General features: G+C 40.6%; 26 protein-coding genes, 1 tRNA gene and 3 pseudogenes. 28 read left to right on the top strand and 2 right to left on the bottom strand.

Annotation, left to right across the window (positions count from 1 at the left end):
* Positions 1-37 precede the first annotated feature (37 nt).
* From CJ239_RS03580 to CJ239_RS03540, 8 genes and pseudogenes are all read left to right on the top strand, one after another.
* Positions 38-534: pseudogene (locus CJ239_RS03580) on the top strand (group II intron maturase-specific domain-containing protein); the annotation flags it as partial.
* A gap of 96 nt (positions 535-630) precedes the next feature.
* Positions 631-1,170: a 16S rRNA (guanine(966)-N(2))-methyltransferase RsmD gene (gene rsmD / locus CJ239_RS03575; protein WP_102210584.1), complete on the top strand. Its 540-nt coding sequence runs from the start codon at positions 631-633 to the stop codon at positions 1,168-1,170.
* Positions 1,160-2,670: pseudogene (locus CJ239_RS03565) on the top strand (SepM family pheromone-processing serine protease). The gene rsmD and the pseudogene CJ239_RS03565 overlap by 11 nt, the downstream one beginning before the upstream one ends.
* A gap of 57 nt (positions 2,671-2,727) precedes the next feature.
* Positions 2,728-2,958: a DUF1146 family protein gene (locus CJ239_RS03560; protein WP_004255861.1), complete on the top strand. Its 231-nt coding sequence runs from the start codon at positions 2,728-2,730 to the stop codon at positions 2,956-2,958.
* Between the two features lie 23 nt (positions 2,959-2,981).
* On the top strand, positions 2,982-4,265 hold the full coding sequence (murA, locus tag CJ239_RS03555; RefSeq protein ID WP_102210581.1) for a UDP-N-acetylglucosamine 1-carboxyvinyltransferase: 1,284 nt from the start codon (positions 2,982-2,984) through the stop codon (positions 4,263-4,265).
* Complete coding sequence (locus tag CJ239_RS03550) at positions 4,258-4,446, top strand: DNA-directed RNA polymerase subunit beta (protein ID WP_004245549.1); 189 nt, start codon at positions 4,258-4,260, stop codon at positions 4,444-4,446. The genes murA and CJ239_RS03550 overlap by 8 nt, the downstream gene beginning before the upstream one ends.
* A gap of 38 nt (positions 4,447-4,484) precedes the next feature.
* Positions 4,485-5,309 carry a DNA-entry nuclease EndA gene (gene endA / locus CJ239_RS03545; protein WP_102210580.1) on the top strand — a complete coding sequence of 275 codons (825 nt, stop codon included), beginning with the start codon at positions 4,485-4,487 and terminating at the stop codon, positions 5,307-5,309.
* Positions 5,310-5,463: 154 nt separating this feature from the next.
* Positions 5,464-6,795: a hemolysin family protein gene (locus CJ239_RS03540; RefSeq protein ID WP_102210579.1), complete on the top strand. Its 1,332-nt coding sequence runs from the start codon at positions 5,464-5,466 to the stop codon at positions 6,793-6,795.
* A 192-nt stretch (positions 6,796-6,987) separates the two neighbouring features.
* Here the strand turns inward: CJ239_RS03540 and CJ239_RS03530 are convergent.
* A tRNA-Cys gene (locus CJ239_RS03530) sits at positions 6,988-7,058 on the bottom strand.
* A gap of 156 nt (positions 7,059-7,214) precedes the next feature.
* Here CJ239_RS03530 and CJ239_RS03525 point away from each other — a divergent pair.
* The 5 genes from CJ239_RS03525 to CJ239_RS03505 all read left to right on the top strand — a co-directional run bounded on the left by CJ239_RS03525 (position 7,215) and on the right by CJ239_RS03505 (position 13,705).
* Positions 7,215-9,203: a peptide ABC transporter substrate-binding protein gene (locus CJ239_RS03525; protein WP_102210578.1), complete on the top strand. Its 1,989-nt coding sequence runs from the start codon at positions 7,215-7,217 to the stop codon at positions 9,201-9,203.
* Between the two features lie 66 nt (positions 9,204-9,269).
* Entirely contained in the window at positions 9,270-10,766 is a 1,497-nt protein-coding gene (locus CJ239_RS03520; RefSeq protein ID WP_042900319.1) for an ABC transporter permease, read from the top strand.
* Positions 10,766-11,692 (top strand): oligopeptide ABC transporter permease OppC, encoded by a 927-nt coding sequence (gene oppC / locus CJ239_RS03515; protein WP_000103691.1) that lies wholly within the window; start codon positions 10,766-10,768, stop codon positions 11,690-11,692. Before CJ239_RS03520 ends, oppC begins: the two co-directional genes overlap by 1 nt.
* A gap of 8 nt (positions 11,693-11,700) precedes the next feature.
* Positions 11,701-12,768 (top strand): ABC transporter ATP-binding protein, encoded by a 1,068-nt coding sequence (locus CJ239_RS03510; protein WP_102210577.1) that lies wholly within the window; start codon positions 11,701-11,703, stop codon positions 12,766-12,768.
* A gap of 10 nt (positions 12,769-12,778) precedes the next feature.
* Positions 12,779-13,705: an ATP-binding cassette domain-containing protein gene (locus tag CJ239_RS03505; protein ID WP_033683067.1), complete on the top strand. Its 927-nt coding sequence runs from the start codon at positions 12,779-12,781 to the stop codon at positions 13,703-13,705.
* 327 nt (positions 13,706-14,032) lie between these two features.
* Here CJ239_RS03505 and CJ239_RS03500 read toward each other — a convergent pair whose 3' ends face one another.
* Positions 14,033-14,548: a YbhB/YbcL family Raf kinase inhibitor-like protein gene (locus CJ239_RS03500; protein WP_102210576.1), complete on the bottom strand. Its 516-nt coding sequence runs from the start codon at positions 14,546-14,548 to the stop codon at positions 14,033-14,035.
* Between the two features lie 126 nt (positions 14,549-14,674).
* On the opposite strand from CJ239_RS03500, the gene CJ239_RS03495 reads away from it, so the two are divergent.
* The 15 genes and pseudogenes from CJ239_RS03495 to yidD all read left to right on the top strand — a co-directional run bounded on the left by CJ239_RS03495 (position 14,675) and on the right by yidD (position 25,836).
* Complete coding sequence (locus CJ239_RS03495; protein ID WP_102210575.1) at positions 14,675-15,550, top strand: LysR family transcriptional regulator; 876 nt, start codon at positions 14,675-14,677, stop codon at positions 15,548-15,550.
* Between the two features lie 511 nt (positions 15,551-16,061).
* A complete protein-coding gene (locus CJ239_RS03490; protein WP_102210574.1) occupies positions 16,062-17,039 on the top strand; it encodes an ABC transporter substrate-binding protein in 978 nt (325 codons plus the stop codon).
* Positions 17,040-17,050: 11 nt separating this feature from the next.
* Positions 17,051-17,944, top strand: coding sequence for an ABC transporter permease (locus tag CJ239_RS03485; RefSeq protein ID WP_102210573.1), 894 nt, complete (start codon positions 17,051-17,053; stop codon positions 17,942-17,944).
* Between the two features lie 12 nt (positions 17,945-17,956).
* A complete protein-coding gene (locus tag CJ239_RS03480; protein ID WP_102210572.1) occupies positions 17,957-18,760 on the top strand; it encodes an ABC transporter ATP-binding protein in 804 nt (267 codons plus the stop codon).
* Between the two features lie 69 nt (positions 18,761-18,829).
* Positions 18,830-19,417 (top strand): annotated as a pseudogene (locus CJ239_RS03475) (alpha-glucosidase C-terminal domain-containing protein); the annotation flags it as partial.
* A gap of 255 nt (positions 19,418-19,672) precedes the next feature.
* Positions 19,673-19,921, top strand: coding sequence for a YneF family protein (locus CJ239_RS03470; protein ID WP_000364990.1), 249 nt, complete (start codon positions 19,673-19,675; stop codon positions 19,919-19,921).
* Between the two features lie 199 nt (positions 19,922-20,120).
* Entirely contained in the window at positions 20,121-20,915 is a 795-nt protein-coding gene (racE, locus tag CJ239_RS03465) for a glutamate racemase (protein ID WP_000370376.1), read from the top strand.
* Entirely contained in the window at positions 20,873-21,883 is a 1,011-nt protein-coding gene (locus tag CJ239_RS03460; protein WP_374703783.1) for a nucleoside-triphosphate diphosphatase, read from the top strand. Before racE ends, CJ239_RS03460 begins: the two co-directional genes overlap by 43 nt.
* Entirely contained in the window at positions 21,859-22,380 is a 522-nt protein-coding gene (locus tag CJ239_RS03455) for a metallophosphoesterase (protein WP_102210570.1), read from the top strand. The genes CJ239_RS03460 and CJ239_RS03455 overlap by 25 nt, the downstream gene beginning before the upstream one ends.
* Positions 22,377-22,838 carry a cyclic-di-AMP-binding protein CbpB gene (gene cbpB / locus CJ239_RS03450; RefSeq protein WP_102210569.1) on the top strand — a complete coding sequence of 154 codons (462 nt, stop codon included), beginning with the start codon at positions 22,377-22,379 and terminating at the stop codon, positions 22,836-22,838. The genes CJ239_RS03455 and cbpB overlap by 4 nt, the downstream gene beginning before the upstream one ends.
* Positions 22,835-23,569 (top strand): site-specific tyrosine recombinase XerD, encoded by a 735-nt coding sequence (gene xerD, locus CJ239_RS03445; protein ID WP_285307942.1) that lies wholly within the window; start codon positions 22,835-22,837, stop codon positions 23,567-23,569. Before cbpB ends, xerD begins: the two co-directional genes overlap by 4 nt.
* The gene (locus CJ239_RS03440) at positions 23,569-24,297 is read left to right on the top strand and encodes a segregation/condensation protein A (protein WP_102210567.1); all 729 of its coding nucleotides are present in this window, start codon (positions 23,569-23,571) and stop codon (positions 24,295-24,297) included. Before xerD ends, CJ239_RS03440 begins: the two co-directional genes overlap by 1 nt.
* Before the next feature lie 18 nt (positions 24,298-24,315).
* Positions 24,316-24,885, top strand: coding sequence for an SMC-Scp complex subunit ScpB (gene scpB / locus CJ239_RS03435; protein ID WP_000105303.1), 570 nt, complete (start codon positions 24,316-24,318; stop codon positions 24,883-24,885).
* Positions 24,872-25,594: a pseudouridine synthase gene (locus CJ239_RS03430; protein ID WP_001222228.1), complete on the top strand. Its 723-nt coding sequence runs from the start codon at positions 24,872-24,874 to the stop codon at positions 25,592-25,594. Before scpB ends, CJ239_RS03430 begins: the two co-directional genes overlap by 14 nt.
* Entirely contained in the window at positions 25,594-25,836 is a 243-nt protein-coding gene (gene yidD / locus CJ239_RS03425) for a membrane protein insertion efficiency factor YidD (protein WP_102210566.1), read from the top strand. Before CJ239_RS03430 ends, yidD begins: the two co-directional genes overlap by 1 nt.
* Positions 25,837-25,993: the final 157 nt, after the last annotated feature.

The following is a 25,993-nucleotide window of genomic DNA, read 5'->3' as shown; positions in this document are numbered from 1 at the left end:
TACTATTATAAGATGGTTTTTGATTTTAGGCTAGTATAAGATTACCAGACCAAGAGAGTTGAAATATTTAGGTTTCGGGTTCTGGAAATCATCAGATGGTTGGAAAAGTCGCCCCATCAAGATAGTGTTCGGAGATTTAAGCTTAAATTGAAGAAACTAACACAGAGGAAATGGAGTATAGACTTAACAAGACGTATTGAGCAACTGAATTTGTCTATTCGAGGATGGATAAACTATTTCTCATTGGGAAATATGAAAAGTATTGTCACCAGCATAGATGAGCGCTTGCGCACTCGCCTACGAGTGATTATCTGGAAGCAATGGAAGAAGAAATCTAGACGATTATGGGGATTGCTTAAGTTAGGAGTTCCTAAATGGATAGCAGATAAGGTATCTGGCTGGGGCGACCATTATCAATTAGTAGCTCAGAAGTCGGTAATTAAACGTGCTATATCAAAACCAGTCCTTAAAAAACGTGGACTGGTTTCGTGTTTGGATTATTACCTTGAACGACATGTGTTAAAAGTTAGTTGAACCGCCGTATGCCGAACGGCACATACGGTGGTGTGAGAGGGGCTAGAGATTATCCCCTACTCGATTTTTCGCCCATAATTTGGTATAATAAACGGTATGAAAATCGTATCAGGAATCTATGGGGGACGCCCCCTCAAGACGCTAGAAGGTAAGACAACAAGACCCACTTCGGATAAGGTTAGGGGCGCCATTTTTAACATGATTGGTCCCTACTTTGAAGGGGGGCGAGTCTTGGATCTTTATGCAGGTAGTGGTGGTTTATCTATTGAGGCAGTATCGCGTGGCATGTTCAGTGCTGTTTTGGTAGAGCGAGACCGTAAGGCTCAGGCCATCGTGGCTGAAAATATCCAGATGACCAAGGAAGTTGGAAAATTTCAACTCCTCAAGATGGATGCGGAAAGAGCCTTGGAGCAGGTGTCTGGACCCTTCGACCTCATTTTCTTAGATCCTCCTTACGCCAAGGAACAAATCGTAGCAGATATCGAAAAAATGGCTGAAAGAGAATTATTTTCTGAAGATATTATGGTCGTGTGTGAGACGGATAAAGCAGTGGAGCTTCCAGAAGAAATTGCCTGCCTGGGCATCTGGAAGGAAAAGATTTATGGAATTAGTAAGGTGACAGTCTATGTCAGATAAGATTGGCTTATTCACAGGCTCATTTGATCCGATGACAAATGGGCATCTGGATATCATTGAACGGGCGAGCAGACTTTTTGATAAGCTCTATGTGGGTATTTTTTTTAATCCCCACAAACAAGGATTTCTCCCTATCGAAAATCGTAAACGGGGGTTAGAAAAGGCTGTGAAACATTTGGAAAATGTTGCAGTCGTGTCTTCACATGATGAATTGGTGGTTGATGTTGCAAAAAGACTGGGAGCTACTTGTTTAGTGCGGGGCTTGAGAAATGCGGCGGATTTGCAATATGAAGCCAGTTTTGATTACTACAATCATCAGCTGTCTCCTGATATAGAGACCATTTATTTACATAGCCGACCTGAGCATCTCTATATCAGTTCATCTGGTGTTCGAGAACTTTTGAAGTTTGGTCAGGATATTGCCTGCTATGTTCCTGAGAGTATTTTGGAGGAAATTAAGAAATGAAAAAAAAGATTAGATGGCCCTTATACGTCATTGCGGCCTTGATAGCGACTTTCTTGGCTTTTGTGGTACCCTTGCCCTACTATATAGAGGTTCCAGGTGGTTCGGAAGATATTCGCCAAGTCCTTAAAGTCAATGATACCGAAGATAAGGAAGCTGGGGCTTATCAATTCGTTACGGTTGGTGTTCAGCATGCTACTTTAGCCCATATGATTTATGCGTGGTTGACGCCTTTCACAGATATTCGCAGTGCTCAGGAGACTACAGGCGGAACTTCCGATGTTGAATTTATGCGAATCAATCAATTCTACATGCAAACATCGCAAAATATGGCCAAATATCAAGGACTGAAAACAGCTGGTAAGGATATCGAACTCAAATATCTTGGAGTTTATGTCTTGACGGTGACGGATAATTCAACCTTTAAAGGGATTCTCAATATCTCTGATACGGTCACAGCAGTCAATGACCAGACCTTTGACAGTTCCAAAGATTTGATTGATTACGTCAATTCTCAAAAACTAGGGGACTCTGTCAAGGTGACTTATGAAGAGGATGGACAAACCAAGTCTGCAGAAGGTAAGATTATCACTTTGGAAAATGGCAAAAATGGGATTGGAATTGGTTTGATTGACCGCACAGAAGTAACTAGTGATGTCCCAATTCGTTTTTCAACAGCTGGTATCGGCGGTCCAAGTGCTGGTCTCATGTTTAGTCTCGCTATCTATACTCAAATAGCTGACCCGGGACTTCGTAATGGCCGTATCGTTGCTGGTACAGGAACCATTGACCGCGATGGCAATGTGGGGGACATTGGAGGTATTGATAAGAAAGTTGTAGCTTCGGCTAGAGAAGGTGCTGCGATTTTCTTTGCTCCAGACAACCCTGTTAGCGAAGAAGAACAAAAAGCGCATCCAGATGCCAAAAACAATTACCAAACAGCCCTAGAAGCAGCCAAAACAATCAAGACAGATATGAAAATCGTGCCAGTTAAAACCCTACAAGATGCAATTGATTACTTGAAAAACAATCCCTAGCTTTTAGGTGAAATTTCCAAACTAGCGCACAAACAGAGAAGATGGTATAATAGTCAAATGGTTCAATTATTATTCACTCTAAGCAGTCATATGCTCTTTATTTATGTGAGTTTTTACCTTTTAAAGGATCTTGTTAGATGGGAAAAGGTCTTAAAAGTGACAGCTGAGAATACAGGAAAAGTTCGTTTATTAGTAGCCTTTTTCAGCATTGTAATGGGCTACATCATGAGTTCTTTCTTTATCAGCCTCTATCAGTTGTGGCAAGAAGCGTTTAGAGGATTATTATAAAATCAAATGTAAAGGAAATAAGTATGGAAAAAATTGTGGTTCAAGGTGGCGATAATCGTCTGGTAGGAAGTGTTACGATTGAAGGGGCAAAGAATGCAGTCTTGCCCTTGTTGGCAGCGACTATTCTAGCCAGTGAAGGAAAGACTGTCTTGCAGAATGTTCCTATCTTGTCAGATGTTTTCACTATGAATCAGGTGGTTCGTGGTTTGAATGCCAAGGTGGATTTTAATGAAGAAGCTCATCTTGTTGAGGTGGACGCGACTGGCGATATCACTGAGGAAGCTCCCTACAAGTATGTCAGCAAGATGCGCGCATCTATCGTTGTCTTGGGGCCAATCCTTGCCCGTGTAGGTCATGCCAAGGTATCCATGCCGGGTGGTTGTACGATTGGTAGCCGTCCTATTGATCTTCATTTGAAAGGTCTGGAAGCTATGGGGGCTAAGATTAGCCAGACAGCTGGTTATATCGAAGCCAAGGCTGATCGCTTACATGGGACTCATATCTACATGGACTTCCCAAGTGTGGGTGCTACGCAGAACTTGATGATGGCAGCGACGCTGGCTGATGGGGTGACAGTGATTGAAAATGCTGCGCGTGAGCCTGAGATTGTTGACCTAGCTATTCTACTGAATGAAATGGGAGCCAAGGTCAAAGGGGCTGGTACAGAGACCATTACCATTACTGGTGTGGAGAAACTTCACGGTACGACCCACAATGTGGTCCAAGACCGTATCGAAGCTGGAACCTTTATGGTGGCTGCTGCCATGACTGGTGGTGATGTCTTGATTAAAGATGCTGTTTGGGAGCATAACCGTCCCTTGATTGCCAAATTGCTTGAAATGGGAGTGGAAGTGACAGAGGAGACTGAAGGAATTCGAGTTCGCTCTCAACTAGAAAATCTAAAAGCTGTCCATGTGAAAACCTTGCCTCATCCAGGATTTCCAACAGATATGCAGGCTCAATTTACAGCCTTGATGACCGTTGCAAAAGGGGAATCAACTATGGTGGAGACAGTTTTCGAAAATCGTTTCCAACATTTAGAAGAAATGCGCCGCATGGGCTTGCACTCTGAGATTATCCGTGATACGGCACGTATTGTTGGTGGACAGCCTCTGCAGGGAGCAGAAGTTCTTTCAACTGACCTTCGTGCCAGCGCAGCCTTGATTTTGACAGGTTTGGTAGCACAAGGAGAAACTGTGGTCGGTAAATTGGTTCACTTGGATAGAGGTTACTACCGTTTCCATGAGAAGTTAGCGCAGCTGGGTGCTAAGATTCAGCGGATTGAGGCAAGTGATGAAGATGAATAAGAAATCAAGCTACGTAGTCAAGCGTTTACTTTTAGTCATTCTGGTACTGATTTTAGGTGTTTTAGCCCTAGGAATAGGTCTAATGGTAGGCTATGGAATCTTGGGTAAGGGTCAAGATCCATGGGCTATCCTGTCTCCAGCAAAATGGCAGGAATTGATTCATAAATTTACAGGAAATTAGGCTGGAGAACCAGCCTTTTTCTAAAGATAAGGAGAAATATGAACAAAAAAACAAGACAGACACTGATTGGACTGTTAGTGTTATTGCTTTTATCTGCAGGGAGCTACTATATCAAGCAGATGCAGTCGACACCTAATAGTCCCAAAACCAAGCTTAGTCAGAAAAAACAAGCGTCTGAAGCTCCTAGTCAAGCATTGGCAGAAAGTGTCTTAACAGACGCAGTCAAGAGTCAAATAAAAGGGAGTCTTGAGTGGAATGGATCAGGTGCTTTTATCGTCAATGGTAATAAAACAAACCTAGATGCCAAGGTTTCAAGTAAGCCCTACGCTGATAATAAAACAAAGACAGTGGGCAAGGAAACTGTGCCAACCGTAGCTAATGCCCTCTTGTCTAAGGCTACTCGTCAGTACAAGAATCGTGAAGAAACTGGGAATGGTTCGACTTCTTGGACCCCTCCAGGATGGCATCAGGTTAAGAATCTAAAGGGGACTTATACTCATGCAGTCGATAGAGGTCACCTGTTAGGCTATGCCTTAATCGGTGGCTTAGATGGTTTTGATGCCTCAACAAGTAATCCTAAAAATATTGCTGTTCAGACAGCCTGGGCAAATCAGGCGCAAGCTGAGGATTCGACAGGGCAAAACTACTATGAAAGCATGGTGCGTAAAGCCCTGGACCAAAACAAGCGTGTCCGTTACCGTGTAACTCTTTATTATGCTTCAAACGAGGATTTAGTTCCTTCAGCTTCACAGATTGAAGCCAAGTCCTCAGACGGAGAATTGGAATTCAATGTTCTAGTTCCCAATGTTCAAAAGGGGCTTCAACTGGATTACCGAACTGGAGAAGTAACGGTTACTCAGTAAAAGATAACATAAACTCCTATATCACTTGTGGATGTAGGGGTTCTTTTTTGGACAATTTAGGTCGGATTACAAATAGACATTGAGAAAAATAATATGTACTGGACTAAATTTTGTGATATAATAGAGGGTAAGATACTATTTTAGGAGAAGAACTATGGAAGACCCAAGTAGTCAGAATTTGTTGCTACAATTTGTTTTATTGTTTATCTTGACTGTATTAAATGCCTTTTTCTCAGCCACAGAAATGGCCATGGTTTCACTTAACCGTGCGCGGGTTGAACAAAAGGCAGAAGAAGGAGATAGACGCTATATCCGTCTGCTGAAGGTACTAGAAAATCCTAATCACTTTTTATCGACTATTCAAGTAGGGATCACCCTGATTACGATTTTGTCAGGGGCGAGTTTGGCAGAAACTCTGGGACGAGAAATTGCATCTTGGCTTGGAAATGGCGAAACAGCTTATGCTATTGCAAGTTTCCTATCTTTAGCATTTTTGACTTATATTTCCATTGTTTTTGGGGAATTGTATCCTAAGAGAATCGCTCTTAATCTAAAGGATGCCTTGGCGATTCGTACAGCGCCAGTTATTATTGGGCTGGGGAAACTCGTTAGTCCTTTTGTCTGGCTCTTGTCTGCGTCCACCAATCTTTTGAGTCGTTTGACTCCCATGACCTTTGATGATGCTGACGAAAAAATGACCCGTGATGAAATTGAGTACATGCTGACAAATAGTGAAGAAACACTTGATGCTGACGAAATTGAGATGTTACAGGGGATTTTTTCACTGGACGAATTGATGGCCAGAGAAGTCATGGTTCCTCGAACGGATGCCTTTATGGTCGATATTCAGGATGATAGTCAAACCATTATCCAAAGTATTTTAAAACAAAATTATTCTCGTATCCCTGTCTATGATGGAGACAAGGATAACGTGATTGGGATCATTCACACCAAGAGTCTTCTTAAGGCAGCCTTTGTAGACGGTTTTGATAACATTGTATGGAAGAGAATTTTACAAGATCCACTTTTTGTTCCTGAAACTATTTTTGTGGACGACTTGTTAAAAGAATTGCGCAATACCCAAAGACAAATGGCAATTTTGCTAGATGAATACGGTGGGATGGCTGGTTTGGTAACCCTTGAAGACCTCTTAGAGGAAATCGTTGGGGAAATCGATGACGAAACAGATAAGGCAGAAATCGAAGTTCATCAAATCGGAGAAGATACTTATATTGTTCAAGGTACCATGAATCTCAATGATTTTAATGACTACTTTGATGTTGAACTGGAAAGTGATGACGTTGATACCATCGCTGGTTATTATTTGACAGGAGTTGGGACCATTCCAACGACTGAGAAACTCAGCCATGAATTGGTCAGCCAAAACAAACAGCTTCTCTTAACCAATGATAAGGTAAAAAATGGACGTGTTACCAAGGTAAAAGTCCAAATTACAGAAGTCGAAATAGAGGAAGAAATAGAATAAACTAGAGGCTTTTGTCACAATGTGTGACGAAGCTTTTTCAGTTGATTTCAAAAAATTGTCTCCTAAAAAGCAGTCTGCCCAAATTCGCTCCAAAAATTTTTGTAAGTTATATGTATTTATCAGAAGAAAAAGAAAAAAGCCCTTTAAACTGGGCTTTCTGTTCATTTGAAACCTGATAAATCAAGTTATAGAAGGCGGTAGACGGATTTGAACCGACGATCAAGCTTTTGCAGAGCCGTGCCTTACCACTTGGCTATACCGCCTTAACGTTTATTATTATACCTTGAAAATCATTCTCAGTCAATAGTTTTTTCAGATTTTTTGTATGAATAAGCCTAAATATTCTGAAAATTCGTTTACTTTTCTTGAAATCTATGATATAATTGATAACAACCTATATTTTATAAGAGGAGTAAAAAATGAAAAAAAGTCAAGTGCTTGCTGTAGCGGGAGCTACCTTATTAGTATCAGGAGTTCTAGCTGCGTGTTCAAACACTAGTTCAAATAATGCTAAACTAGCAAAAGATTACCAATATGTTTATCAAATAGATCCAGAAACCTTGGATTATATCGTCAGCAATATCGATTCAACATCATTCATCACAACAAATGCTGTAGATGGTTTGTTGGCTAACGATAAATATGGTAATCTGGTTCCTTCTATTGCCGAATCATGGACAGTTTCAAAAGATGGTTTGACGTATACCTATAAAATCCGTCAGGATGCTAAATGGGTGACAGCAGAGGGAGAAGAATATGCTCCTGTAACTGCTAAAGACTTCGTTACTGGTTTGAAACATGCTGTAGATGGAAAATCAAAAGGACTTTCAATCGTTAGCTCTTCTATCAAGGGATTGGATGCATATATCAAGGGTGAAACAAAAGACTTTTCAACGGTTGGTGTAAAAGCACTTGATGATCAAACTTTAGAATATACCTTGAATCAACCAGAAACTTTTTGGAATGATAAGACAACTAGCGGTGTCATGATGCCAGTTAATGAAGAGTTTTTAGCTTCAAAAGGTGAAGGATTTGGGGCTCCAACAGATGCTAACTCTATTCTTTATAACGGTCCATTTGTTTTGAAAGCTGTAACTCCTAAATCATCTATCGAGATGGCTAAAAATGACGCTTACTGGGATAAAGAAAATGTAAAAATTGAGAACGTTAAGTTCACTTTCTGGGATGGTAAAGATCAAGATGTGATTGCTAAAGGTTTTGCTGATGGTCAATATAGCAAGGCTCGTATCTTCCCTACAAGTTCTACATATGAAAAATATGCAGCTGACTTCAAAGATAACATTTACTTTAACGAACCAGGTGCGGGTGTTGCAACTGTCAGCTTGAACTATGGCCGTACAACTTATAACCACACTGCTAAGACAAGTGAAGCACAAAAGACCTCTACTCAAAAAGCCTTGTTGAACAAGGAGTTCCGTCAAGCCCTGAACTTTGCGGTAGATCGTAATTCTTATTCAGCTCAAACAAATGGTACTGATGGTGCTGCAGTAGCCATCCGTAATACATTTGCACCATATAATCTTCAAGTTGGTAAGAAAACATTTGGTGAATTGGTACAAGATAGCTTAACTAAGACAAATTCTTCTACTTGGGCCAAGGTTTCTCTAGCTGATTCTCAAAATGGGCTTTATAATGAAGAAAAAGCTAAAGAGGTATTTGCTAAAGCTAAATCAAGTCTACAAGCTGAAGGTGTTGAATTCCCAATCCACTTAGATGCCTTGGTTATTCAAGAATCAACAGCGGTTGTAAACCGTGTTCAATCATTGAAGCAATCAATTGAAAAAGTATTGGGTTCAGATAATGTTGTTGTAGACTTGCAACAAATGACTCAAGCAGAAGCTTTACCAATTTCATTTAGTGCTCCAACAGCTAAAGAGCAAGACTGGGATATCCATACTTTGATAGGATGGACCCCTGACTATCAAGATCCGTCTACTTTCTTGGATCAGTTTGTCATCAAGGGAGGAAACACTCGCCTTTACCTTGGTATTGACCAAAAAACGGATGCATCAGTAGTAAGTAAACTTGGTTTGGCTGACTATGGAAAATTACTTGATGACGCAAACAGCGAAAACCAAGATGTTCAAAAACGTTATGAAAAATACGCAGTAGCACAAGCTTGGTTGACTGATAATGCTTTGACAATTCCTGTAATGGCTTCTCCTAAAGAAACAGCCGTTTCATTTGTTTCAAAGGTTTTACCATTTAGCTCTTCATATTCTGTAGCTGGGCTTAAAGGTGAGAATGCAGGATACTTGAAGTATACTGAAGTTGGTGAAAAAGCAATCACCAAAGAAGAGTACGAAAAAGCTCGTGAAAAATGGTTGAAAGAGAAGACTGAGTCAAACGAGAAAGCTCAAAAAGAATTGGCAAGTCATGTGAAGTAAATAATTTCTAATAGAACTTTCTCTCCATGAGGAGAAGGTTCTTTTGGGATTTTTAAAGGAAATGATATGAAAAAATATATTTTTATGCGTGTTTTGCGGTCATTGGTTTCTATCTTCTTAGTAACAACCTTGACTTACACGATCATCTATACAATGGTTCCTCGAAAATTGATTTTCAAACAGGATACCAACTATAACAAGATTGCGACAACGGCTGATAAACGTGATAACTATGAAAATACCGTTTATGAGCGTATGGGCTATATCGAGTACTACGATACCAAAGAGTTGCAAGAAAAAGCTAGTCAGATGGATTCTTCTGTAACAGTTGAAGCTAATGACACCAACAAGGCTATCTATGAAAAATACATCAAACAAATCGGTCATGGTTGGACCTTGGGAGAATTTACTGAAAGTGGTCAATTCTACGCTACTCGTGAAATCCCAATTTTTGAACGTGTTTTCAAATTCTATGCTAACTTGATTGACATTGATCATACAAATAAAATTCAAGACCCTGAAAATCCAGACTTGAAACGTTACCTTCGTTTTGAAAACGATCCAGCGATCGGATGGTCATTGGTTGGTTCAGGAACTAAACACAAATATCTCTTGTACTTCAACAGTCAGTTCCCATTCGTTCATCAAAACTTTGTGAACATTAATTTAGGTGATTCTTATCCAACCTATGCTAATAGCCCTGTTTTACAGGTTATTACTCAGGGACAAGGACAAACAAAAACGGGTCAAGTTCAGTTCCCAACAGGTAAGAAAACTTCTTCTGTAAATATTTACTCAAGAACCTACAAATCACCTAGTCAGGCTGATTCTCGTGAAGTAGCTAACTACGGAAAAGATGATCCTTATACAGCTACTGAAAGTAACTACCAATATCCTTCTATGATCGCCAGCTCTGCTGTCGTTGGATTGATTGGTTTGGTGATTTCTTATGCGATTGCCGTGCCACTTGGTTCAGCTATGGCTCGCTTCAAGAATACTTGGATTGATAGCTTCTCAACAGGGGCTTTGACCTTCTTGATGGCTCTTCCAACCATTGCCTTGGTTTATATCGTTCGTTTGGCTGGTTCTTCAATCGGTTTGCCAGATTCATTCCCTATCTTGGGTGCTGGAGATTGGCGTTCTTACGTTTTACCAGCAGTTATCCTTGGTTTGTTGGGGGCTCCTGGTACAGCTATTTGGATTCGTCGTTACATGATTGACTTGCAATCACAAGACTTTGTACGTTTTGCTCGTGCAAAAGGTTTGTCTGAAAAAGAAATTTCAAACAAACACATCTTTAAAAACGCCATGGTTCCGCTGGTTTCAGGAATTCCTGGTGCTGTTATCGGGGTTATCGGTGGTGCAACCCTTACTGAAACAGTCTTCGCCTTCCCAGGTATGGGTAAAATGTTGATTGACTCTGTAAAAGCATCTAATAACTCTATGGTCGTTGGTCTTGTCTTCATCTTTACATGTATTTCTATCTTCTCACTTCTTTTAGGAGATATTTGGATGACCATTATTGACCCACGTATTAAATTGACTGAGAAAGGAGGCAAATAATGTCTACAATCGATAAAGAAAAATTTCAGTTCGTAAAACGTGACGATTTTGCCTCTGAAGCCATTGATGCGCCAGCATATTCATACTGGGGATCAGTGTTTAGACAATTTATGAAGAAAAAATCAACTGTAGTCATGTTGGGAATCTTGGTAGCTATCATTTTGATGAGTTTCATCTACCCAATGTTTTCTAAGTTTGATTTTAATGATGTCAGCAAGGTAAACGACTTTAGTGCTCGTTATATCAAGCCAAATGCGGAGCATTGGTTCGGTACTGACAGTAACGGTAAATCTCTCTTTGACGGTGTCTGGTTCGGAGCTCGTAACTCTATCCTCATTTCTGTGATTGCGACAGTGATTAACTTGGTTATCGGTGTCTTTGTCGGTGGTATTTGGGGAATTTCAAAATCAGTTGACCGTGTCATGATGGAAGTTTATAATGTCATCTCAAACATCCCATCTCTTTTGATTGTCATTGTCTTGACTTACTCAATCGGAGCTGGATTCTGGAATCTGATTTTTGCCATGAGTGTGACAACATGGATTGGGATTGCCTTCATGATCCGTGTGCAAATCTTGCGTTATCGTGACTTGGAATACAACTTGGCGTCACGTACTTTGGGAACACCAACCTTGAAGATTGTTGCCAAAAACATTATGCCACAATTGGTATCTGTTATTGTGACAACGATGACTCAAATGCTTCCAAGCTTTATCTCATACGAAGCCTTCTTGTCATTCTTCGGTCTTGGATTACCGATTACAGTGCCAAGTTTGGGTCGTTTGATTTCGGATTATTCACAAAACGTAACAACTAATGCTTACTTGTTCTGGATTCCATTGACAACCCTTGTCTTGGTATCCTTGTCCCTTTTCGTAGTTGGTCAAAACTTAGCGGATGCTAGTGATCCACGTACACATAGATAGGAGTAGAAATGACAAAAGAAAAAAATGTAATTTTGACTGCTCGCGATATTGTCGTGGAATTTGACGTTCGTGACAAAGTATTGACAGCCATTCGCGGTGTTTCCCTTGAACTAGTTGAAGGTGAAGTATTGGCCTTGGTAGGTGAGTCAGGATCAGGTAAATCTGTTTTGACAAAGACCTTTACAGGTATGCTTGAAGAAAATGGTCGCATTGCCCAAGGTAGCATTGACTACCGTGGTCAAGATTTGACAGCTCTATCTTCTCACAAGGATTGGGAACAAATTCGTGGTGCTAAGATTGCGACTATCTTCCAGGATCCAATGACTAGTTTGGACCCAATTAAAACAATTGGTAGTCAGATTACAGAAGTTATTGTAAAACACCAAGGAAAAACAGCTAAGGAAGCAAAAGAATTGGCCATTGACTACATGAATAAGGTTGGGATTCCAGAGGCAGATAGACGTTTTGATGAATACCCATTCCAATATTCTGGAGGAATGCGTCAACGTATCGTTATTGCTATTGCCCTTGCCTGCCGACCTGATGTCTTGATCTGTGATGAGCCAACGACAGCCTTGGATGTGACCATTCAAGCACAAATTATTGATTTGCTCAAATCATTACAAAACGAGTACCATTTCACAACAATCTTTATCACCCACGACCTTGGTGTGGTAGCAAGTATTGCGGATAAGGTAGCAGTTATGTATGCGGGAGAAATCGTTGAGTATGGAACTGTTGAGGAAGTCTTCTATGACCCTCGCCATCCATATACATGGAGTCTCTTGTCTAGCTTGCCTCAGCTTGCTGATGATAAAGGGGATCTTTACTCAATCCCAGGAACACCTCCGTCGCTTTATACTGACCTGAAAGGGGATGCTTTTGCCTTGCGTTCAGACTATGCAATGCAGATTGACTTCGAACAAAAAGCTCCTCAATTCTCAGTATCAGAGACGCATTGGGCTAAAACTTGGCTTCTTCATGAGGATGCTCCAAAAGTAGAAAAACCAGCTGTGATTGCAAATCTTCACGATAAGATCCGTGATAAAATGGGATTTGCCCATCTGGCAGACTAGGAGGAAGGAAATGTCTGAAAAATTAGTAGAAATCAAAGATTTAGAAATTTCCTTCGGTGAAGGAAGTAAGAAGTTTGTCGCAGTTAAAAATGCCAACTTCTTTATCAACAAGGGAGAAACTTTCTCGCTTGTAGGTGAGTCAGGTAGTGGGAAAACAACTATTGGTCGTGCTATCATCGGTCTTAATGATACAAGTAATGGAGATATCATTTTTGAAGGTCAAAAGATTAATGGAAAGAAATCGCGTGAACAAGCTGCAGAATTGATTCGTCGTATCCAGATGATTTTCCAAGACCCTGCAGCAAGTTTGAATGAACGTGCGACTGTTGATTATATTATTTCTGAAGGTCTTTACAATCACCATCTGTTTAAGGATGAAGAAGAACGTAAAGAGAAAGTTAAAAATATTATCCGTGAAGTGGGTCTTCTTGCTGAGCACTTGACTCGTTATCCTCATGAGTTTTCAGGTGGTCAACGTCAACGTATCGGTATTGCCCGTGCCTTGGTCATGCAACCAGACTTTGTTATTGCGGATGAGCCAATTTCAGCCTTGGACGTTTCTGTTCGTGCCCAAGTCTTGAACTTGCTCAAAAAATTCCAAAAAGAGCTCGGTTTGACCTATCTCTTCATCGCCCATGACTTGTCGGTCGTTCGCTTTATTTCAGATCGTATCGCAGTTATTTACAAGGGTGTTATTGTAGAGGTTGCAGAAACAGAAGAATTGTTTAACAATCCAATTCACCCATATACTCAGGCCTTGCTTTCAGCGGTACCAATTCCAGACCCAATCTTGGAACGCAAGAAGATCTTGAAGGTTTACGACCCAAGTCAACACGACTATGAGACTGATAAGCCATCCATGGTTGAAATCCGTCCAGGTCACTATGTTTGGGCTAACCAAGCCGAATTGGCACGTTATCAACAAGGATTAAACTAATAATGGTTTTATAATTTCCATGTCAATTTTTATGGAAATTATAAACCTTTTTTATATCCCTAAAAGAGATAGGTTTAAAAATTTTAAAGTGATAAAAACGCATAATATCAGATGTAGGCGTACTGACATTATGCGTTTTTATTATGTAAAGATTTGATAAATTTCTCCTAATACTCTTTGATTTTCATTGAGTATAAGATTGAGTTTTTGTATAGCTTCAAACTTATGGATAGAGAAATTTAGAAATTGGAGTATGTTAAATTAGTGAATTTGATAGCCCGTATCTGTTTCAAAGTATTATAAAATTGTTTATCCCATATTTTTTATTTAAAATTGACCGATAACAACTGTACTAGTTTTATCCAATGAAATTGAAGAGAGTGCATCTAATAGTTCATTATAGTAGAATCCATTTTTCAAATCTGTTTTAGTAGCTAGAGCGAACACTTCTAGCGTATATCGATGATCTTTATCAGGAGGAGTTGGTCCAACAAACATAGAATCAATTTCAGAAAAATCAGTTTCTAATAGAGGACTTGCGAAACTATTTTTCCCTTGCGTAATAGAATCTTTATAATCTAGACTGTAATTTTCAGGAATAATGACTGTATTATTTTTAACTTCTATATCCGTAGCAAGCCAGTGAATCCAAGGGAATGAACAAACTGGAATAGCATCATAATCAATTAAAGTAATAGCTATATATTTTGTTCCTTCTGGTAATTCGCTAATTTCAAATGGGAAAGATCGTATAGGATTCCCCTTAATAATGTCGGTACAATCTGCTTCTTTTCCAAATCGTTTAGGCAATAAGTTCTGGTTAAAAGGTATATTAATTTTCATCATATTGCTCCTTTCGTATAATCGAATAAATTATTCTTGATTCTATGATATAATAAATATTAACTTTTTAAAATTTGGAAAAAGTTAATAATTCATTAAATATTCTTTTAGGAAGGAGAGGAGATAATGAATTTAGATTGGTATTATACATTCTTAGTATTATCTAAACACCTCAACTATCATAGAGCAAGCGAAGAATTATTTTTAACGGAACCAACACTTCACCAGCAAATAAAAAAACTCGAAAAACACTTGCAAGTAAATTTATTTGAAACAGTTGGAAGAAATTTAACTCTGACTCCAACAGGACGAGAATTTATCCCTATCGTAAAAAAAATAATTGCGACATATGAAGATGGAATTAAAAAAATACAGTTAAAAAATAAAAAGTTGGAAACACATTTAAACATCGCAGTTTCACCTTACATAGCTACCTATCTGTTACCGAAATTTCTTCCAGAATTTTTTGAAGAACAACCATCTGTAGGTATTTCAATTACCGTTTTACAAAATGATATTGCTCGAGAAATTGAAAATAATCAATTTGATATTGGGATAGCTAGGGAAGAACCTTATACTACAAAGATTAATTCAGAAAAAATTTGTGAGGGGAAAATTGCTCTTTTTTATCCCAAAAATGATTCTCAACTAACTGAGGTGGAGTTATTTCAAAAATATAAGATTTTATCAGATAATCATCCTGTTTATTGGAATAAAGTAAAACAAGAAATTTCTGAAATTGTTCCAGAATCTCAATTTGTTTCTATAAAGGATATAACAGTAACTGAGAAATTGATTGAAATGGGACAAGGGATCTCTTATCTCCCTCTATACCTTAAAATGACCTTAAATCCTAATATTGCTACTCGAATACCAGAAGAAATTTCTATTCCACTATCTTTTACTTACATAATGACTAGAAAAAATTCGGAAGCTATTGAACTTTTCAAAAATAAATTTAAGGAATTTATTGTTTTTGAACAAAGTAAAGTAAATTTTTGACTCTTAATTTGACTCTTAAAAAGATGACTTGTGTATCTAGAAACTAGTGTTAATGTATAAAATTGAAATTTCGCATCATACTTTCTGAGTTTAGACGGACTTTGTTATGAGTTTGAAACAGAGATAGAAAAACTTTGAAAGGGACCTGAAAGGGTTTTTAAAAAAATTTAAAAAATTCTGAAATATTCTTGACAGCTGATGAAAAAGGTGGTAAGATAGGAAACATCAAAAAAGAAAGCAGAAAAAGAAATGAATAAGAGACAAGCTGTAACAATGAATCAAAACTTTTACTTTAGCTACTTTAGATAGTGTTTGTAGACATGTCACCATGGATGCAAACAGTTCAAGCAATTTGTTTGTATCTATGTGGCTAAGATTTTTGATTGTGGTCCATATAGATGAATATCTAAATGGACTAGCAAAGTTATAACTTGTTAGATTATTTCAAGCATCCGTTTAGATATTATCTAGGCGGTTTTTTGTTTTATCTTTTCTGAGAAGGAGTTTCATTATGAAAGTTGTTCGAAAATTACTAGCCCCCCTCTTGGTAGTGGGGATCCTCTTGACCTCTCTGATCAGTTTGCATCAGTTGAAGGCAGATAAGAAAAAAGATGTGTTTCGTATCGGGATTTCGCAGTTTATTACCCACCAGTCCCTAGACGCTACTAGAGAAGGATTTGTGGATGAGCTGGCCAAACAAGGCTATGTTGAAGGGAAAAATATCGAGATTGATTTGCAAAATGCACAGGGAGAACAAAGAAATCTAAAAACCATTTCCCAGCAACTAGCAGAATCTAGTGATGTCGTTCTAGCCATCGCAACGCCTTCTGCTCAGAGCTTGGCTAATACAACACAAACGACACCTGTTATCTTTTCAGCGGTAACAGATCCTGTCAGTGCCAAGTTGGTTGAGTCAAGAGAGCATCCTGGGGGCAATGTGACCGGGACAAGCGACCAGTCATCAGATGCCATTTCAATCCAAATCAATTTGATAAAGAAAGTGTTGCCAAAGGCTAAAACAATTGGAATTCTCTATACTCAGAGCGAGCCAAACTCAGTTGTCCAAAAGGATGAAGCTAAGCGTCTTCTAGAAGAAAAAGGCTTTACCGTTGTTGAAAAAACAATCTTGGACAGTAACAACGTCAAGGCGGCAGCAGAGAGCTTGATGGCAGAAGTGGATATGGTTTTTGTACCAACGGATAATATCATTTCGTCAACCATTGAAACAGTTAAGCAGGTTTCTATTAAACACAAGGTTCCAGTATTTGGTGGCTCAACAGAAATGATTGCTGTTGGTGGTTTGTATAACTACGGAACCAATTATGAAGAATTGGGAAGACAGACAGCCCGTATGTTGATTCGTGTCTTAAAAGGTGAGAAGCCAGAAAATATAGCAGTTGAGTTGCCTGAAAAATTGGAATTGCATACCAATAAAGAAATGGCAGATGCACTAGGAATTGATATTAGTAAGTTAGAAAGCAAGGAATAGGGAGGTTTAAGATGAGTTTTGTACTATCTAGTTTATCAGAAGGTTTGTTATGGTCGATTATGGCCATTGGAGTCTACTTGACTTTCCGTATTTTGGATATTGCGGATATGACTGCTGAAGGAGCCTTTCCTCTGGGTGCAGCTGTCGTCGTATCACAGATACAGGCAGGGACAAATCCTTGGATTGCGACCTTACTTGCTTTGCTGGCAGGTATGGTAGCTGGTCTTGTATCAGGAATGCTCCACACCAAGATGAAAATCCCAGCTCTCTTGACAGGGATTGTAACCTTGACAGGGCTTTATTCAATCAATATTAAAATCATGGGAAGTGTGCCCAATCTTTCCTTGGGAGATTCTTCAACTGTCTTTAAACAATTGGCGAGCTTGGGGCTGACAACTGAAGAAGCTGTTTTCACGCTCAGCTTGGTTTGTCTCTTACTTGTTTGTTTGGTCTTGACTCTTTTGATGAAAACGGAGATTGGATTAGTCTTGCGTTCGACTGGGGACAATATTCCGATGAGTGAGGCCAATGGGGTCAATGTAGACACCATGAAGATTGTTGGTTACATGATTTCAAACGGCTTGATTGCCCTATGTGGTTCCTTGTTTGCCCAAAATGATGGATTTTCGGATGTGACTTCTGGGACAGGAACCATCGTTGTTGGTTTGAGTGCAGTCATTATTGCGGAAGTTTTGATACACGACTTGACCATTGGAGGTCGCTTGTTATCTATCGGAATCGGTGCTATTGTTTACCGTTTGATTATTTTAAATATCTATGAAATTCCAAATCTAGATCAAAACCTGGTTCGTCTCTTTAATGCAATCTTGCTTGCCTTGGTTTTATTTGCACCAGAGTTGCAAAAGAGATTAAAGATTCGTGGTTTGAAACTGAGAAATGAATAGGAGGAAAAAGTTATGGCAAGTTTATTAACACTTGAAAATATTCACAAGACATTTGAAGCAGGGACGGTCAATGAGAACCATGTCCTCAAAGGATTAGATTTAGAGGTTGAAGAGGGAGATTTTATCTCTGTAATCGGTGGAAATGGAGCAGGTAAATCCACTTTGATGAATATCTTGGCTGGCAATCTATCGGTGGACGAAGGAGATCTTTTATTGGCAGATAAATCCATTAAAAATCTGAGTGTCAGAAAGAGAGCCAAGGATATCGCCCGTGTTTTTCAGGATCCTAAGATGGGAACAGCTTCGCGTTTGACGATTGAGGAAAATATGGCTATTGCCTTGAGACGTGGGCAAAAGAGAGGGCTTGGTTGGGGCGTGAAGGAGAAGGATAGAATCCAGTTCCAAGAAGCCTTAAAAGAGTTGAATATTGGTCTTGAGAATCGCTTGAAAGTGGATACTCAATACCTTTCAGGAGGACAAAGACAGGCCTTGACCCTAGTAATGGCAGCCTTGGTGAAGCCCAAACTTTTGCTTCTGGATGAACATACTGCGGCACTTGACCCGAAAACGAGTCAAATGGTGATGGACTTGACGCAAAAGATTGTGGAAGCCCATCAGTTGACGACTTTGATGATTACCCATGATATGAACCATGCAATCGAGTACGGAAATCGTCTCATTATGCTCTATCAAGGAAAGATTGTGGTTGATGTTAAGGGAGAGGAGAAAAAGCATCTGACGGTTGAAGATCTCATGCATCTCTTCCAGAAAAATAGTGGCCAAAGCCTAGTTAGTGATGAATTGGTTTTGGGATAAAGAAAAAGGCTGAAATCTAGTGTTTCAGTCTTTTATTTCTTACGTTTTGCAAAATCGACAAATCGAAATTCTCGTGGGACACCTTATATCTACATGGGTGAGGAAATTGGCATGGTTGACCCTGACTATGATTCCATGGATGATTATGTGGATGTCGAATCGCTCAATGCTTATTAGATGCTCTTGAAAGAAGGGAAAAGCCAGCAAGAAGCTTTCAAGCTCATTCAGGCTAAGTCGCGTGATAATTCACGAATCCCTATGCAGTGGGATGCTTCGGAGAATGCTGGTTTCACAGTAGGCACTCCTTGGCTCAAGGCAGGAAAATCCTACCCTCACATCAATGTAGCAAATGAAATCCAAGGTCCGATTTTTACTTTCTACCAAGACTTGATTCGACTTCGCAAAGAAATGCCTATCATCTCAGAAGGAAGTTACAAACCAGCCTTTGAAGATAGCAAGCAAGTCTATGCTTTTGAACGTCAGTATAAGGATGAAAAGTTGCTAGTGATCAATAACTTTTATGTCACAGAAGTGGAAATGGATTTACCACCAGCCTACCAAAATGGGCAAAATTTGATTTCCAATTATGAAGATGCAGAAGTGTCTGAAAAAATTCTACTCAGACCGTATCAAACACTGGCTATTTATGTAAATTAATACTCTTCGAAAATCTCTTCAAACTGTGTCAGCTCTATCCGCAACCTCAAAACAGTGTTTTGAGCAGCCTGTGGCTAGCTTCCTAGTTTGCTCTTTGATTTTCATTGAGTATAAACTCAGTAAGGAGCCCTCTTTTGCAGAAAAGCAGGGTTCTTTTTGCTGTCTATTCCATTCCTGAAAGCGTAAAACAAACTAGTCAGGGTGGCTAGTTTGTGGTATAATGAAAGAGACTCAAAAAGAAACAGGAGAAATATGATGGATTTACTTTTAGCAATTGTATTGATTGTGCTAGCTTTTCTAGGAGGAGCTCTTGGAGGAATGTACTTGGTTCGTAAGCAAATCGAAAAAGAATTCGCTGACAACCCACGTTTGAATGCTGAAGCAGTTCGTACTCTTTTGAGTGCAAATGGTCAAAAACCAAGCGAAGCCAAGGTACAACAAGTTTACCACCAAATCATCCGCCAACAAAAGGCAGCCCTTGCTAACAATAAAAAGAAAAAATAAATAAGGAAAAGTCTGGGATGAAAGTTCCAGACTTCTCACTATGTTGGCTAAGGGTTTAGGGATGAGACTTTTTCCTTGCATTCTATTGATATTTGATTATGATTAAGAGAGATAGTTATTGATTAGACTGTCATTCAGTTCACAAGGATCAATAATCATAATGAACTATCAATCAGAAAAAAACTAGAAAGAAGACTGTATGGATAATCGACCAATTGGTTTTTTGGATTCGGGTGTCGGGGGCTTGACCGTTGTGCGCGAGCTCATGCGCCAGCTTCCCCATGAAGAAATCGTCTATATTGGAGATTCGGCACGGGCGCCTTACGGGCCCCGTCCTGCTGAGCAAATTCGTGAATATACTTGGCAGTTGGTCAACTTTCTTTTGACCAAGGATGTCAAAATGATTGTCATTGCTTGTAATACTGCGACTGCCGTCGTTTGGGAAGAAATCAAGGCTCAACTAGACATTCCTGTCTTGGGTGTGATTTTGCCAGGAGCTTCGGCAGCCATCAAGTCCAGCCAAGGTGGGAAAATCGGGGTCATTGGAACACCCATGACGGTACAATCAGACATCTACCGTCAGAAAATCCATGATTTGGATCCAGATTTACAGGTGGAGAGTTTGGCCTGTCCCAAGTTTGCTCCCTTGGTGGAGTCTGGTGCCCTGTCAACCAGTGTTACCAAGAAAGTAGTCTATGAAACCCTGCGTCCCTTGGTTGGAAAGGTGGATAGCCTGATTTTGGGTTGTACCCATTATCCACTCCTCAGACCTATTATTCAAAATGTCATGGGACCCAAGGTTCAGCTCATTGATAGTGGGGCAGAGTGCGTACGGGATATCTCAGTCTTACTTAATTATTTTGAAATCAATCGTGGTCGTGATGCCGGACCACTCCATCACCGTTTTTACACAACAGCCAGCAGCCAAAGTTTTGCACAAATTGGTGAAGAATGGCTGGAAAAAGAGATTCATGTGGAGCATGTAGAATTATGACAAATAAAATTTATGAATATAAGGATGAACAGGACTGGTATGTCGGGTCCTATGGTATTTTTGGTGGCGTCCGGACGTTGACGGATGATGACTTGGATTTTCCTCTATTGGAGTTTGCCCAAAGATTTCGAGATGAGGATCGAGGTTTTCCTATTTCTGTGATTGTTTTACGCTATGGTTCTCTCTACCGTTTATGGTCTTTTGTGGTAGATATCCTCAACCAAGAAATGGGACGAAATTTGGAAATTATACAACGTCAGGGGGCTTTTCTCTTAGTTGAAAATGGGCAACTCCTGCATGTAAAATTGCCTAAAGAAGGTGTTGATGTAGAAGCCTTCTTTGAGACAAACAAGGTCAGAGAAACCTTATTGATTGCGACTCGTAACGAAGGCAAGACCAAGGAATTCCGAGCGATCTTTGATAAGTTAGGCTACGATGTGGAAAATCTTAATGACTATCCTGACCTGCCTGAAGTAGCTGAAACAGGCATGACCTTCGAAGAAAATGCCCGTCTCAAAGCAGAAACTATTTCCCAATTAACGGGCAAGATGGTTTTGGCAGATGACTCAGGTCTCAAAGTCGATGTCCTTGGTGGTTTGCCAGGCGTCTGGTCAGCTCGTTTCGCAGGTGTGGGAGCTACTGACCGTGAAAACAATGCCAAACTCTTGCACGAATTGGCCATGGTCTTTGACCTCAAGGACCGCTCGGCTCAATTCCATACAACCCTAGTCGTAGCCAGTCCAAACAAGGAAAGTTTGGTTGTTGAAGCAGACTGGCCTGGCTACATTAACTTTGAAGCTAAGGGTGAAAATGGCTTTGGCTACGATCCTCTCTTCCTTGTAGGAGAGACAGGTAAGTCCTCAGCTGAGTTAACCCTTGAAGAAAAAAATAGTCAATCTCACCGTGCCTTAGCTGTTAAGAAACTTTTGGAGGTATTTCCATCATGGCAAAGCAAACCATCATTGTAATGAGCGATTCCCATGGAGATAGCTTGATTGTGGAAGAAATCCGTGATCGCTATGTGGGCAAAGTTGACGCCGTTTTTCATAACGGCGATTCTGAAATGCGTCCCGATTCTCCACTCTGGGAGGGTATCCGTGTTGTTAAAGGGAATATGGACTTTTATGCAGGTTACCCAGAACGTTTGGTGACTGAGCTTGGTTCGACCAAGATTATCCAAACCCATGGACACCTGTTTGACATCAATTTCAACTTTCAAAAGTTGGACTACTGGGCTCAGGAAGAAGAGGCAGCTATCTGCCTCTATGGTCACTTGCATGTGCCAAATGCTTGGATGGAAGGAAAGACTCTTTTTCTAAATCCAGGCTCTATCAGTCAACCACGTGGTACCATCAGAGAATGTCTCTATGCTCGTGTGGAGATTGATGACAGTTACTTCAAAGTGGACTTTTTGACACGAGACCACGAGGTGTATCCAGGCTTGTCCAAGGAGTTTAGCCGATGATTGCCAAGGAGTTTGAGAATTTCTTGCTAGGCCAAGAGGGAACTTTTTTGACCCCTGCTGAAAATCTAGCTGTGTTGATTGATACCCACAATGCGGATCATGCGACCCTCTTGCTCAGTCAGATGACCTACACCCGTGTTCCCGTTGTAACCGATGAAAAGCAGTTTGTTGGGACGATTGGGCTCAGAGATATTATGGCTTATCAGATGGAGCATGACTTGAGCTCAGAAATCATGGCGGATACGGACATTGTCCACATGACGAAAACAGACGTAGCGGTCGTTTCGCCTGATTTTACCATTACAGAGGTCTTGCACAAGCTGGTAGATGAGTCTTTCTTGCCAGTTGTGGATGCAGAGGGTATTTTCCAAGGGATTATTACGCGTAAATCTATCCTCAAGGCTGTCAATGCCCTCTTGCATGACTTTAGTAAGGACTATGAGATTCGATGCAAATGAGAGATAGGATTTCAGCCTTTTTAGAGGAAAAGCAGGGCTTGTCTGCCAATTCCAAGCAGTCCTATAAGTATGATCTGGAGCAATTTTTAGACATGGTGGGCGAGCGGATTTCTGAGACCAGTCTCAAGATTTACCAAGCCCAGCTAGCTAATCTAAAAATCAGTGCCCAGAAACGAAAGATTTCGGCCTGTAATCAATTTCTCTACTTTCTCTATCAAAAAGGTGCGGTGGATAGCTTTTATCGTTTGGAATTAGCCAAGCAAGCTGAAAAGAAGACTGAAAAACCAGAGATCTTAGACTTAGACTCTTTTTGGCAGGAAAGTAATTATCCAGAAGGACGCTTGCTGGCACTTCTTATCTTGGAAATAGGGCTCTTGCCGAGTGAGATTTTAGCCCTCAAGGTTGCGGATATCAATCTGGATTTTCAAGTGTTGAGAATCAGCAAGGCTTCCCAACAGAGGATTGTCACCATTCCCACGATCTTGCTTTCAGAATTGGAACCCTTGATGGGGCAGACCTATCTTTTTGAAAGGGCAGGAAAAGCCTATTCTCGTCAGTGGGCCTTCCGTCAGTTAGAATCTTTTGTAAAGGAGAAAGGTTTCCCAACCTTATCAGCCCAAGCCTTGCGGGAACAGTTCATTCTACGACAAATTGAAAAGAAGGTCGATTTGTACGAAATTGCAAAAAAATTAGGATTAAAAACAGTCCTGACCTTAGAAAAATATAGATAATGGATATTAAATTAAAAGATTTTGAAGGGCCGCTGGACTTGCTTTTGCACCTGGTTTCTAAGTACCAGATGGATATCTACGATGTGCCCATTACGGAAGTCATCGAACAGTACCTAGCCTATGTCTCAACCCTGCAGGCCATGCGTCTGGAAGTGACGGGTGAGTATATGGTTATGGCCAGTCAGCTCATGCTGATCAAGAGCCGTAAGCTTCTTCCAAAGGTGGCAGAAGTGATAGACTTGGAGGATGACCTAGAACAGGACCTTCTCTCTCAAATCGAAGAATACCGCAAGTTCAAGCTCTTGGGGGAACACTTGGAAGCTAAGCACCAAGAACGGGCCCAGTATTATTCTAAAGCGCCGACTGAGTTGATTTACGAAGATGCAGAGCTTGTGCATGACAAGACAACCATTGACCTCTTTTTGGCTTTTTCAAATATCCTAGCCAAGAAAAAAGAGGAGTTTGCACAGAACCACACGACTATCTTGCGGGATGAGTATAAGATTGAGGACATGATGGTCATCGTGAAAGAGTCCTTGACTGGACGAGATCAGTTGCGCTTGCAGGATTTATTCAAGGAAGCCCAGAATGTCCAAGAGGTCATTACCCTCTTTTTGGCAACCCTAGAGTTAATCAAAACCCAGGAGCTGATTCTTGTGCAAGAGGAGAGTTTCGGAGATATCTATCTCATGGAAAAGAAGGAAGAAAGTCAAGTGGCACAAAGCTAGACTTGATAGAGAGGAAAGATGAGTACTTTAGCAAAAATAGAAGCGCTCTTGTTTGTAGCGGGTGAAGATGGGATTAGAGTCCGCCAGTTAGCTGAACTCCTCTCTCTACCACCGACAGGCATCCAACAGAGTTTAGAAAAATTAGCCCAGAAGTATGAAAAGGACCCAGATTCCAGTTTGGCCCTGATTGAGACAGGGGGCGCTTATAGATTGGTGACCAAGCCTCAATTTGCAGAGATTTTGAAGGAATACTCTAAGGCACCTATCAACCAGAGTTTATCTCGGGCTGCACTTGAGACCTTGTCCATCATTGCCTACAAACAGCCCATCACACGGATAGAGATTGATGCCATCCGTGGGGTCAACTCGAGTGGGGCCTTGGCAAAGTTGCAGGCCTTTGACTTGATACGAGAAGACGGGAAAAAAGAAGTGTTGGGACGCCCCAACCTCTATGTGACTACGGATTATTTCCTAGATTACATGGGGATAAACCATTTAGAAGAATTACCAGTGATTGATGAGCTTGAGATTCAAGCCCAAGAAAGCCAATTATTTGGTGAAAGGATAGAAGAAGATGAGAATCAATAAGTATATTGCCCACGCAGGTGTGGCCAGTAGGAGAAAAGCAGAAGAGTTGATCAAGCAAGGTTTGGTGACGGTTAACGGCCAAGTGGTACGTGAACTAGCAACCACTATCAAGTCAGGCGACAAGGTCGAAGTTGAAGGCCAACCAATCTACAACGAAGAAAAAGTCTACTATCTGCTTAACAAACCACGCGGTGTCATTTCCAGTGTGACAGATGACAAGGGCCGCAAGACGGTTGTCGATCTCTTGCCCAACGTGAAGGAGCGCATCTACCCTGTAGGTCGTTTGGACTGGGATACATCAGGAGTCTTGATTTTGACCAATGACGGGGATTTTACAGATGAGATGATTCACCCTCGTAATGAGATTGACAAGGTTTATGTTGCGCGTGTTAAAGGTGTGGCCAATAAGGATAATCTCCGCCCCTTGACCCGTGGACTTGAGATTGATGGCAAGAAAACCAAGCCGGCTGTCTATGAGATTCTCAAAGTGGACCCGGTTAAAAACCGCTCTGTGGTGCAGTTGACCATCCATGAAGGGCGTAACCACCAGGTTAAAAAGATGTTTGAAGCTGTCGGTCTCCAAGTGGACAAGTTGTCACGGACCCGTTTTGGACATCTAGACTTGACAGGACTCCGTCCAGGAGAATCCCGTCGTCTTAACAAAAAAGAAATCAGCCAACTACATACCATGGCTGTAACCAAGAAATAATGAAACGAATCTTAATAGCGCCTGTGTGCTTTTACCAACGGTTTATCTCACCAGCCTTTCCACCCTCTTGTCGTTTTGAGCCGACTTGTTCCAACTACATGATTCAGGCTATTGAAAAACATGGCTTCAAGGGTGTTTTGATGGGCTTGGCTCGGATTTTACGTTGCCATCCCTGGTCGAAAACAGGTAAGGACCCCGTCCCAGACCACTTTTCACTCAAACGGAATCAAGAAGAAAAATGAGGTTGGGCAAAAATATTTTAGTGAAATGATAAAAACGCATCCTATCAGGTTTGAGTGATTCTGATAGGATGCGTTTTATCATGTAAAGATGTTAGTTGATACTCAATGAAAATCAAAGAGCAAACTAGGAAACTAGCCGCAGGCTGTACTTGAGTAC

This window comes from Streptococcus sp. UMB0029 (genome assembly GCF_002871495.1).
Classification (GTDB): Bacteria; Bacillota; Bacilli; order Lactobacillales; family Streptococcaceae; genus Streptococcus.
The sequence above is the reverse complement of the archived record's forward strand: the minus strand, read 5'-3'. Positions and strand labels throughout refer to the sequence as shown.